The sequence below is a fragment of the Corynebacterium sp. CCUG 61414 genome (assembly GCF_024453945.1).
Taxonomy (GTDB): Bacteria; Actinomycetota; Actinomycetes; order Mycobacteriales; family Mycobacteriaceae; genus Corynebacterium; species Corynebacterium pseudogenitalium.
The window spans coordinates 61148-72662 of record NZ_JAGPYU010000002.1 but is presented as its reverse complement, the minus strand read 5'-3'; the positions used below and the strand labels follow the sequence as shown (position 1 = coordinate 72662).

General features: G+C 58.8%; 9 protein-coding genes. 2 read left to right on the top strand and 7 right to left on the bottom strand.

Annotation, left to right across the window (positions count from 1 at the left end; genetic code table 11):
- The first annotated feature begins 2 nt into the window (after positions 1-2).
- Entirely contained in the window at positions 3-713 is a 711-nt protein-coding gene (locus KBX14_RS02555) for a metal-dependent transcriptional regulator (RefSeq protein ID WP_083329492.1), read from the top strand.
- Here KBX14_RS02555 and KBX14_RS02550 read toward each other — a convergent pair.
- The 7 genes from KBX14_RS02550 to KBX14_RS02520 all read right to left on the bottom strand — a co-directional run bounded on the left by KBX14_RS02550 (position 607) and on the right by KBX14_RS02520 (position 10374).
- Entirely contained in the window at positions 607-1518 is a 912-nt protein-coding gene (locus KBX14_RS02550; protein WP_256041785.1) for a metal ABC transporter permease, read from the bottom strand. The two genes, KBX14_RS02555 and KBX14_RS02550, sit on opposite strands and share 107 nt — an antisense overlap.
- The gene (locus KBX14_RS02545; protein ID WP_070362788.1) at positions 1515-2468 is read right to left on the bottom strand and encodes a metal ABC transporter permease; all 954 of its coding nucleotides are present in this window, start codon (positions 2466-2468) and stop codon (positions 1515-1517) included. The genes KBX14_RS02550 and KBX14_RS02545 overlap by 4 nt, the downstream gene beginning before the upstream one ends.
- Positions 2468-3217 (bottom strand): metal ABC transporter ATP-binding protein, encoded by a 750-nt coding sequence (locus KBX14_RS02540; RefSeq protein ID WP_070362789.1) that lies wholly within the window; start codon positions 3215-3217, stop codon positions 2468-2470. Before KBX14_RS02540 ends, KBX14_RS02545 begins: the two co-directional genes overlap by 1 nt.
- Before the next feature lie 3 nt (positions 3218-3220).
- Positions 3221-4177, bottom strand: a complete 957-nt coding sequence (locus KBX14_RS02535) for a metal ABC transporter substrate-binding protein (protein ID WP_070362790.1) — start codon at positions 4175-4177, stop codon at positions 3221-3223.
- Positions 4178-4340: 163 nt separating this feature from the next.
- A complete protein-coding gene (locus KBX14_RS02530) occupies positions 4341-6707 on the bottom strand; it encodes a hypothetical protein (RefSeq protein ID WP_256041784.1) in 2367 nt (788 codons plus the stop codon).
- Between the two features lie 18 nt (positions 6708-6725).
- Positions 6726-8744, bottom strand: a complete 2019-nt coding sequence (locus KBX14_RS02525; RefSeq protein ID WP_252931108.1) for a Rib/alpha-like domain-containing protein — start codon at positions 8742-8744, stop codon at positions 6726-6728.
- 169 nt (positions 8745-8913) lie between these two features.
- Positions 8914-10374 carry a glyceraldehyde-3-phosphate dehydrogenase gene (locus KBX14_RS02520; protein WP_256007874.1) on the bottom strand — a complete coding sequence of 487 codons (1461 nt, stop codon included), beginning with the start codon at positions 10372-10374 and terminating at the stop codon, positions 8914-8916.
- Between the two features lie 339 nt (positions 10375-10713).
- Between KBX14_RS02520 and KBX14_RS02515 the strand changes: the two genes are divergently transcribed.
- Positions 10714-11514, top strand: a complete 801-nt coding sequence (locus tag KBX14_RS02515) for an HAD family hydrolase (RefSeq protein WP_070362794.1) — start codon at positions 10714-10716, stop codon at positions 11512-11514.
- Position 11515: the final 1 nt, after the last annotated feature.

Below are 11515 nucleotides of genomic sequence, written 5' to 3'. Positions count from 1 at the left end.
CCATGGATTCCGTTTCCCAGCTCTCCACCAGTACGCAGGACTATCTCAAGTCACTCTGGGCGCTCACCGAATGGTCAGACACGAAGGTGACCACCAAGGTGCTGGCGGATTACATGGGGCTTCGGCTCTCGAGCGTGTCGGACGCCGTCAAGAAGCTTGCTCAGCAAGGGTACGTACACCATAAGCCTTACGCGCCCATTACGCTGACGGAGGAAGGCCGCGCGCACGCCGTCGCGATGATTCGCCGTCACCGCCTCATCGAAACATTCCTCGTGGAAACGCTCGGATACTCGTGGGACCAGGTGCATGACGACGCCGAGGTCCTCGAGCACGCCGTTTCGGAATTCATGCTGCAGCGCCTCGACGCCCACCTCAACTACCCTTCCCGCGACCCACACGGCGACCCCATCCCCGCCGCCGACGGCACCGTGCCGCAATTCCACGCTGAGCCGCTGAGCACGATCGCCCCAGACAACGACGTCGTGGTCCAACGTGTCTCCGACGGTGACCCGAGTCTGCTGCAGTTCTTCGACACCTCCGGTATCACGGTGGGTACGCACTTGCGTACCCAGCAGGCAGCCCCGTTCTCTGACACCGTCGAAGTGCTTATCGACGGCCAGCAACCTCCACTTGCGCTCGGGAAACGCGCAGCGGACGCCGTGTGGGTGACCGCCGAGTCTGCCGAGTCCACCGGGCCCACAAGGCGCAGCTGAGGAACTCGAGCCCGTAGATGACAGTCATCGTGGCGGAGGTGGGGGCGTCGAGAAGGTAGGCGACGCCGAAGCCTGCGACTGCCCCAACCGCAGCGAGCAGAACCGTCAGGGCCATCATGCGAGGTACCGTCGTGGCCAACTGTTTGGCTGCTGCCGCGGGGATGACCACCAGTGCAATGACCAGGATCGCCCCGACTGCGTTGAACGCTGCTGTGACGGTCAAGGACACCAGGAACATAAACGCGACGGACAGCATGCTCACTGGCACGCCGATGCTGCGTGCGAACTGGCCATCAAACGTGGACGCGAGCAGTTGCGGATACACAAGACCAATCGCGACCACGTTGAGCGCTAGCACCGCGAGCATGATGTAGAGATACACCGGTCCCAGCTGCGCCCCGCCAACAGTAAGCTGATTCCACGCAGCCAGGTTCAAGTCGCCGACGAGCACCGCGTGTGTATCCAGGTGGACGTTCGAGAAGTGGGAGGTAATCAGGATGACGCCCACGCTGAACAGTGCCGGGAAGATGAGGCCCTGCGGGGCGTCTCCAGTCACGAGTCCCGAATCCCCGAGCCACTGTGCGCCGAGGACCACCGCCACACCGGCCAGCGCCGCGCACACGATCACCACCGGTGAGTTCAGGTTGTTCGTAAACAAGTACCCCAGGGCAATGCCCGGCAAGATCGCATGCCCGATAGCATCTATGAGCATGGAGTGCTTCCGCAGCACAACGAATGCTCCCGGCACTGCGCATGCGCACGCCGTGACCACCGCGAGCAAAAGTGTTCCGACGATGAAACTCACGACGCTACCTCCGCCGAAACTGTTGTTTCCAGCCGGGCACGCAGCGCTGCCGTCGCTCGCCGCTGCGAACGGGCCCGGGCGATGACGCTTCGCTTCGGGGCGAAGATGAACGACACCAGAAACACCGCGAACAGGACAAGCACGATAACGGGGCCGGTCGGCACGTTGCCAAGCGCGATGGACAAGTAGGATCCAGCACCACTGCCGACGGCTCCAAACACGCCCGCGAGCACGACCATCGCTGGCACCGTTTGCACCCACTGGCGCGCCGCGGCAGGCGGAGTTACGACGAATGCCACCATCAACACCAACCCGACAGATTTGACGCCGATCACCGTCGCAAGCGCGATCGTCATGAACATCACCGTGTCGATGACCCTCGGGCGAAACCCAAGCATCGTGGACTGCACGGGGTCGAAGGAGCGCAGCTCGAACTCCTTAAACAACACGCACATCACGCAGACCGCGAGCAACCCGACGATGATGCTGATTCGCAGGTCCGCCCTGGTAATCACGGATGCGTTGCCGAACAGGTAGTCCTGAATACCACCTTTGCCTGGGAACGGATTGCTCGTGATCACGTCCAGCAACAGCATCCCGAACCCGAAGAAGAACGACAAGCTGATCGCCATCGCCGCGTCAATCGACGTCCGCGTCCGGGCAGTAATCGTGTTCGCCACCATCACCGCGCACGTACCAGTGACTACGGCTCCAACCAGCAGCGCAACCATGTTACGGCCGTCGACTCCCAGCCCGACGCACAGCAAAAACGCCAGCAACGTGCCTGGTAGTGCGGAGTGCGAAATCACATCACTGGTCAGCGACTGCTTGCGCAGGTACGCGAACGTCCCAAGCATCCCTGCCACTGCGCCAATGATGGTGGTCCCCCAAAACACCATGGCATAGGTGTGGTTCGCAAAGAACGCACCAAGGCTTATCGACGTCCCCATCACAGCACACCCAACAATCTCATCGAGTCCGCGCCTAACCCGTACGCCTGCGCAATCGTTTCCGGCGTAAACGTGGAGGAGACTGGCCCCGATGCAATCACTGTCTTATCCAGCAGCGTCACCGCATCGCAGTACGTCGGCACTGTCGAAAGGTCGTGGTGCACCATCACGATTGTTGTGCCATTCTCGCGCATGGTGCGGAGCACGTCGATAATTGTCGCCTCACTTTTCGCGTCAATGCCTTGAAACGGCTCGTCGAGGAAGAACAAGTCCGGGTCCTGTACTAGCCCGCGTGCGAGAAAGACGCGCTGGCGCTGCCCGCCTGAGAGTGCGCCGATCTGGCGGCCAGCGAAATCCTGCATCCCTACGCGTTCCAAGGCTTCGTATGCGGCGGCGCGTTCGCGCTTCCCCGCCCTGCGGAACCAGCCCAGCTTCCCGTACGTACCCATCGTCACCACGTCGAGCACCGTCGTAGGAAAGTCCCAGTCGACGCTCGCGTGTTGTGGCATGTACCCCACGCGGTGGCGCACTGCCTTGAGCGGCTGGCCGAAGAACTCGGTCTCCCCGGTCAGCGTCGGGATAAGCCCCAGCATCGCCTTGATCAGTGTTGACTTGCCGGCACCATTCGGCCCGACGATCCCCATGATGGCGCCCTCGGGGAACCGCACATTCACCTGTTCCAGGACCGGATCAAGGTGGTAGGCAACGGAAAGATTATGCGTCGCGCACGCAAACGTCTGCGTAGTCATGGGTTACTTGCCCCCGAGCGCTGCAGCAACTGCTTCAGCGTTATGCAGGAACGCCCCGATGTAGGTATCCGTTGGCGCGGTGGGGCCGAGGGTGTCGGCGAAGAGCTCCTCGTCAGAAATGGCGACATCCCACCCGCGGGCGTGCACAGCCTCCTGCAGGCTCTTAATCGCCTGCGGGTTCGCCTGATTGTCCTGGAAGATCGTCGGCACCTTGTTGTCCGCGATGAGATCCGCAAGGTCCGAAAGTTCCGACGCCGACAGCTTCGCCTCTGTGGAAACAAAGTCCGTCGCGTACACATCCAACCCGTAGGTCTTGCCGAAGTAGTTGAAGGCATCGTGGCCGGTGATCAAGATGCGTGGCCCAGTGATGTTCGCCAGCATGGTTGCAGCCTTTTCGTTCGCATCCGCGATTTCCGCCTGGTATTTCGCGGCGTTCTCGTGGTACTCATCGGACTTCGAAGGGTCGACCTCTGCAAGCTTGTTTGCGACCTCGCCGACAACCAGGCTCCACGCCTCTGGACTGTTCCATACGTGCGGGTCATGCAGAGGGTTGCCCTCAGCATCGGTTTCTGGCCAGTCAAGCAGCAGATTGTTCGGCAGCTTGTCTCCTACTGCCAGCTGGCGGTCCCCGAGGCTCTCCAGCTGCTTGATCATCTGAGCTTCGAGGTGCAGGCCGTTCCAGAACACCACATCGGAGGACTGAATCTTGTCGATGTCCTTCGTTGAGGGCTGGTAGGTGTGCGGGTCCCCGCCCGGGCCAACCATCGTGGTGACCTCCGCCTCAGGCGCAATGTTGGCGATGGCATCCGCGAGGTAACCCGTGGTTGCGTAGACCTGCAGCGCACCGTCGGCGTTGATGCCGTCCTGTGTCGCCTGGTTGTCCTCGGTAGACGAGCAGCCTGCGAGCCCTACGCCCAAGGCAAGCGCGCATGCAGTGAGGATCCTGGATGTGCGTGACATGAAGTGTTTCCTTTCAAACTAAGGTGTACCTCACCAACTCTAAAGTTCGCCCTACCGAACTTGCAACTTATTATATGCAAACTCACACGAAGATATGGTTGAGCTGCACAAATAGAGAAAGGCCCCGCGGGAGAATTCCCACGGGGCCTTTGTAGAGAGAAGTTTAGAACTTCAGAAGACCTGATGCCCATGCCGCCGCGTAGACCGCCGCCAACACACCGCCGACTGCAGCGATAATGCCGACGATCATCCCCACGTTGTCGGACGCGGACGACTTGTCCGACTGGCCCGTGTTCACACCAGTATCGGTCGGTGGCGCCTGAGGCTTCGGCGTCTCAACGTCAATGCGGTCCGGCTCCTCCGGTGCCTGACGCCCAGCCTTCGGGTCCAGAATCCGGCGCGCAGATTCCTTCAGGCGGTCACTAGCGGTTGGATCCTTCTCGATCTCCTTGCGGATGCGCTCCATCTCTTCCGCCGTGTAGTCAAGAACGGAAACCTGGTACTCCTCCTTGAATACCTCGTCGCCTTCGGCGTTAACGATGCGGATCTCAAGCGGCATCGTCGAGTCCCGCAGCGAGGTTGCATTCTTGATCGGGATTTCAACACGTGCAGAAGGTTCCGCACCGCTGGCGTTAATCTGGCCAGGAACAGTGACTTCGATTGGCTCCGCACCCGTGATCGTCGGGTATTTGGCGTACACCGTGAACTTGTGCAGATCCAGACCGAGGTTGCGGATCTCACCAGTCAGTACGTCGGTTGAACGGTTCGTCACCACCGCCGCATCTTCACCACCGGCCAGACGGAAACCGGCCTTTCCAGGGTTCTGATCTGCAGCAATGATTTCTAGCTCGCGAGCAGAAATATTGTGGCTTGGCTCCGGAATGTCGTCGGTGCCAACGGTGCCTTCACCTGAGCCAATGTATTTGCCCTTGAGGTTCAGGTTGTCCCAGTCCGCTGGTACAGAGTATTCGCCCTCGTAGCAGACGACGCCGTCCTGTTCGCACTTCTCCTTCGGGTACCTCTTGTCGGTCTTGGGGACCGATTCATAGGCCTGGTCGGAGTAGTCGAAGTGCGACCACTGGTAGAGGTAGTTCATGACCGACTTGTACGTCGGCAAATACGCCTCGGTATCCACCGGGTTCGTCGACAGTGCGCCATTGTGGGTCAGGCCTAGGTTGTGGCCGAACTCGTGCAGGATGGTGTTTCGCAGCTGCTCTTGGTTGGTCACGTTCTCGTGGTAAGACACGTAAAACGCAGAGTCGTTGACCAGGCCGGTACCCGTCGACCAGTCGCCTTTCTCCATCTGGTCGCCGATAATGCCGACGCGGAACACCGACTCACGAGTACCGAGCAGCTCCTGGCGCTTTTGCCCTAGCTTGTCTCGCTTCGACATACCATCCGCGAAGTACAGCGGGGTGAAGTCCTCCGTTGGGCCACCGTGCCTGTTCTCGTAGTTAGGGATGGAGGTGTAGAGGTCACCAGCATCGATATGGAGACGAATCCCGTGCGCAGCGAACTTATCCTCCAGCTCCATCAGGGACTCACGGGAAGGCCGGTACACGTTCGCGTTCGCCTCAGCGCACTTCGCAAACTTCTCAAAGTCTTGGATGTTCGCGCCGAACTTATTCACCTCGTTGCAGTTCAGCGTCTCCCACTCAGACTTCATCCAGTTCAACTGCAGGAACAGATCTTTCTGTCCTACTTTCGCCCCCCACCTGTCGAGTGGAAGCTGGGTCCCGTCAGCAGCGGTAAACCCCACCTTCTCCCACTCATCCGGCAGCCCATCCTGGTCAGTGTCTTTCGCCGTGGGCTGCGTCTGGATGAAGATGTTCGCGGTAACCGACGCCGTCCCCTGAACTGGTAGTTCCTTGTTCCACGCCGCGTACTGGTAGCCGGCGCCGTCTTCGGCAACTTCACCCACCCGGCTAGCTTCGCCAGACTCGATCGCGTGCCCCGCCGCCTTTGAGACGTCAGCACCACGGAAGTTCACCGAAACATCGTAGCCAGGTTTTTCGGCAGGACCGAAGTTAAACCTTCCGCCTCGGTAGGTACCTTGATACTGCGCATACTTTGGCACGGCAGAGAACATCTCAATGTCAATCTTGCGGTCACGCTTCGACTTGTTCGTAGCCTCGACCGTCACGTCCATCGAATTTGTGCCGATCTCAATCGTGCGCGTGATCTGGATTTCGGTGTTCGCATCGTAGTGCGTCAGGATGACCTTGTAACCGATCTCGTTTTCTTCAACGTCAGACTTCGTCTCAGTCGGGAGGAACGCCACCTGCCGCCCGTCGACGGTCAGTACAGTCTGCAGGCTGCTTTCGAGCAAACCGCCGACCGACTGCGGGTTCTGGAACGTCGTGGTCAGCTTCGACCCGTACGCCAGGGCCGAGATAGCAAAGCCTTCAGTCTTCGAATCGTTCTCGATCCAGACGCCGCCGGGAATCTTTTGAACGCCAGCCTCAGCGATGGGCTGCACCCCACCGAAGGCAAGGCCTGCGCACAGCGCGATAGCAAGAGCTCGTTTCATCTTCACTTTTCTCGTCCTTTATCCCGAAACGTCAAATCCGGCGTTCTTCAACGCATGCGTCACCGCATTAAACGGCGGAACATGCTTATTACTGTCCCACAACCAGAAGAGTAAGACACCAAGGCCCTCAGCGGCGATCATGAACGGCACGATCCACCACACGCGCTCCCAGTTCAGCTCCTTTTGCGTCGCTGTTTGCTTAGGCACAACGTGTAGGTCGATCAGCTGCTGTGAGCCATCTTCCCACGTCACAACAACAGGAACGTTAATCTCTTTTGGCTTCTGACTACGTGGCACCGTAGCTCGCACCTCGCCCGTTTCCGGGTTGATATCGACGTTCGCGTCCTGGTTCTTGTAGCTCTTTGGCAGCCCGTAGTGCACACCAGAGAACTGATCTTTCGGCTTGGCAAAGCCCTCTTGCACAGCGTAGTCGACTGTGTTCTTCCTAGCTAACGAGTTAGCAGTTGCCTTCAACTCGATGATTTGGTGCCCACCGGGGAAGTCAACGCGCAGCTTCGCGGTGTAGGTGCTGTCTGCCTCGGTATCTGCCGGAATCTTTGCAGTGACGCGGCCTGTCGCGCGGTCAATGGTGATCGGAATGCCACCGTCGTTTTCGATGGAGAACACGCTGCCGTAGACAGGATCGCCCTCTGGTTCAGCGGTGAACGCCTTACCAGGGGTCACGATTTGCTGTGCATAGCGCAGCTTGTGTGCCTCGAGTTCCTCCGGGCTGAGTTGGTTCACGATGTGCACAGGCAGTGTTACGTACTCCCTTGACCCATCCGTGTAGCTGGCCAGGATGTGTAAGTTGTAATCCTTATCCTCGACGCCTTCGGGAACCACAGCCTCGACGACCCCCGTGGCACTGTCGACGGCGACGTTCCATCCGCGGAGGTCAGCGTTCTTTCTAGCGTCCCAACGGAACTCGGTGCCAACGGGCAGCGGTTCGCGGGAGTTGAGATCTGCAACGAACTTTCCACCTGGCGCCACGCGGGCGTCATCATAGGAGATGTCCGTTACTGTCTTGAGCAGTGGCGGAATCACCTCAAAAGCGGCGTCCGTCTTCAGCTGGCTGCCGTCGGGCATCGTCACGGTCACCGGAATTTTGACGGTCTCCCCGACCTTGGTACCCCTCGAAGCGACGTACTTGACCTCGCCGGTGTTCTTATCGATCGTAGCTTCTGGGTATGAAGTCTCAAACGTCGTCCCACGAGGCACCGGCTGGTTAATGAAGTCGTAGCCGTCTTTACGCAGCGTCAAGCTCGGTGTGATGCTTGAACCGACAGAACCGGGACGAACGTAGCTAGTTGGGTACTTGAAGGCGTACCGATCAGCGCCACTAGCTGATTCCTGCAACTCAATCCTGACGGCAAAGTCAGGTGCATTCGAAGCGCGAATCTTGACGGTGTACACACCGGCCTTCGTCGTTTCGAGTGGTGCAACCTCCACCGTGCCGTCACGGTAGACAGTCACCCATTCAGGAGTCCCACCGATCTTTTCAAACTCGGTACCGGTCTCATTCTCCTCGTTTGGCATGACCACTTTGCGCTCACCTGGCTTCAAGTCAATCTTCGGCCACGTATAGAAAATGGTTTGCTCAGCAGGCAGCTTCAGCGAGGTGATGATGAACGTGTCTTCTTTGACGGTGATCCAACCCGAAATAAAGCGCGGTTTCTCCGGGTCCTTTCCGCCATAGATTTGGTAGCGGTACGAACCTGGGTCGACGATAAACGCAACTGCACCATTCTCGCTGGTGCGCGCAACGTGCGAAGTCTTCCCATCCTGGCTCACGAACCGTACCTCGGTGTCCTGCAGTGGTGAACCATCGGTATCGAGGAAGAGGTACGAGCGCTTCGCTTTCCCTTCCGGAAGTTCCTCAAACCCCAGCGAGTTTGAAGTATCGACGGCAACTTCGTCGATCACTTCCGGAGAATCTTGCTCGGCATGGGCATATGTTGGAGCAATACCTGCGGACACAAGCATGATTGAAGTCGCCGCTGCGACCGCGAGCCCGGTTTTACACTTACCTCGACGCACTATTGCCTCTGCCTTACACTTCTTCGAATCACCCATACCGAAAGACGTACGCTTCTAACTTAGTGTATGAACGTCAATTTGCGAACTCCCAGCGCAAAACGTACACCCCCCAATAACTCATCATGCCCCAGGAACTGCCATGTGCAGCCTGGGGCATGGAAAGAAATGACTACTTCAGATCCTCCGGAACGGTCCGTGCGGGGTAAATGCGCGGGCGAACACCCGCGATCTCCTCAACAACTCGCACTACCTGGTGGGAGTAGCCATACTCATTGTCGTACCAGACGTAGAGCACGAGGTGCTTGCCGGCCGAAATCGTCGCCAACCCGTCAACGACACCAGCGTGCGTGGTACCGAGCAAATCTGTCGAGACAACCTCAGGCGATTGGATGTAGTCAATCTGCTGGCGCAGGTTAGAATCCGTCGAGACCTTACGGAGGAAGTTATTGACCTCATCCTTTGTCGTCTCGGTTTCGAGCTCGAGGTTGAGCACCGCCATGGAAACGTCAGGCGTTGGAACGCGGATCGCGTTGCCGGTCAGCTTGCCCTCGAACTCGGGAAGCGCCTTCGACACAGCCTTTGCGGCACCTGTTTCCGTCAGCACCATGTTGAGGCCAGCAGCGCGACCGCGGCGGTCCCCCTTGTGGAAGTTGTCGGCCAGGTTCTGGTCGTTCGTGTAGGAGTGCACTGTCTCAACGTGACCGTGGACCACACCGTAGCGATCGTTGATGACCTTCAGCACCGGCGTAATACCGTTCGTGGTGCACGAAGCCGCGGACAGGATCTGGTCGCCGTCCGCAATGTCAGCATGGTTGATACCGTAGACGATGTTCTTAATATCACCCTTACCTGGAGCGGTCAGCAGAACGCGGGAGACACCCTTGGACTTCAGGTGCTGGCTCAGCCCAGCCTCATCGCGCCAGACACCGGTGTTATCAACGACGATCGCATCGTTGATGCCGTACTCGGTGTAATCGATGGATGCCGGATCGTTCGCGTAGATCATCTGGATCGGCGTCCCGTTGGCCCAGATGACTTCCTTCTCGTGATCCACAGTGATAGTGCCGTCGAATGGGCCGTGCACCGAGTCGCGGCGAAGCAACGATGCACGCTTGACGATGTCGTCGTCACCCTTCTTCCGCACGACGACGGCGCGCAGGCGCGCTCCCCCGTACATCGCCTCACGAGCAATCAGAATGCGAGCCAACAAGCGGCCGATGCGACCGAAACCATACAGCACAACATCGCGTGGCTCGAGCTCCGAGTCCGTATCGACGACGTCGGCAAGCGCCTCGTTCAAGTAGGCCCGCAGATCGCTCGCGCCGGACTTCTTGTAGTCGCTGGCAAGACGGCCAAGGTCAATCGATGCCGTGCCGAGGTTCATCTGAACAAGCTCACGAAGCACCGGCAACGTGTCCTCGAGCGGAAGCTCCTTCTCCACAATGCGACGCGCGTACCGGTGCGCCTTAATAATGTCGATGTCCGTCACACCTACCAGCAGTCGGCCAAAAATCGAGGTGACAACGTTGTTTTCACGGTGAAGCTGGCTGATGAGCGGAAGCATTTCCTGGGCCAGGGTCAGCTTGTGATTCCAGTCCTGTTGGTGCGTTGTATTCGTAGGCGTAGACACAGTCATCCTCTTCATGCGGTAATTGAACAATTGGGAAACGTTTGCCTTGGGGGTACATGACACAGCTGCCGTACCCCCAATACAGGAATTATCGTAGCGTGTATTGGTCCATCTTTGTTACAAATACTCCAGCTAAACCAACCGCACCGCGAGATATGGTTACATCAGTCGCCTTAGGTGGGCTTTGTAGTGCAACGCCAAGTAAACCCGCACCCCACCCCCAAAACACACCCCCGGTGCTGGATGGCGGTATTTGTCCAACGTGGCGTCGACAAGCTGGCGCGAAACTACCTTCGGTACCCTGTGCACGTACATCAACGCATTGGAGGAAACGAATCTATGCCTTGCCCGAAGATCATCGCCCTCGACATGGACGGCACCCTGCTCAACGAACACGGGCGCATTCCCGACGCCTTCTGGGAGCTCCTTCGCCTTGCCGACGACCGCGAAGTCCTGGTCACGCCGGCATCGGGACGCCAGCTCGCGACGCTTCGTGATATGTTCACCACTCATCAGCCTCACACGTTCATCGCGGAGAACGGTTCCGTCGTCTTCCACGACGGCCGCATAATCGACGTGACTGCCATGCCGGAGCAGCCAGTACGCGAGTTTCTACGCGCGTTTGAAACAGCGCCGTTTTCAGCGTCGGCGGTGCTGTGCACCCCCGAGCAGTCCTACTCGCTGCGCGGTGCATCCAAGGAAGTCGAGCAGGAGATTGCAAAGTACTATCACGCCAACACAAACGTGGATTCGCTTGTCGACGTCCCCTTCGAACAACCCGTGAAAGTCGCGCTCTACGTGGACGGTGATGCAGAGCGTGACGCGCTGGCGTGGGTGCAGGCGCACGCGCCTGGACTACACCACGTAGTTAGTGGCCAGCACTGGATCGACATCATGAGCCCAGAGGCAGACAAGGGCAAGGCGCTGCTGGCGATCGCGGACGCCTTGGGCGTGCCTCAGGAAGCAACTGCCGCGATCGGTGATTTCCTGAACGATTACACGATGCTCCAGGCGGCTGGAACAGCGGTTGCGATGGGCAACGCCCACCCGGATCTTAAGACGGTGGCGGACGAGGTCATCGGAACTAACGCTGAGCATGCAGCAGTGCATCGACTTGCTGCATGGCTCAGTGAGCAATAGC

Bases quoted from the DNA above. Each gene is read 5' to 3' on its own strand.
- KBX14_RS02555 (WP_083329492.1), top strand. From the start codon at position 3: ATGGATTCCGTTTCCCAGCTCTCCACCAGTACGCAGGACTATCTCAAG.
- KBX14_RS02545 (WP_070362788.1), bottom strand. From the start codon at position 2,468: ATGGGGACGTCGATAAGCCTTGGTGCGTTCTTTGCGAACCACACCTAT.
- KBX14_RS02540 (WP_070362789.1), bottom strand. From the start codon at position 3,217: ATGACTACGCAGACGTTTGCGTGCGCGACGCATAATCTTTCCGTTGCC.
- KBX14_RS02535 (WP_070362790.1), bottom strand. From the start codon at position 4,177: ATGTCACGCACATCCAGGATCCTCACTGCATGCGCGCTTGCCTTGGGC.
- KBX14_RS02530 (WP_256041784.1), bottom strand. From the start codon at position 6,707: ATGAAACGAGCTCTTGCTATCGCGCTGTGCGCAGGCCTTGCCTTCGGT.
- KBX14_RS02515 (WP_070362794.1), top strand. From the start codon at position 10,714: ATGCCTTGCCCGAAGATCATCGCCCTCGACATGGACGGCACCCTGCTC.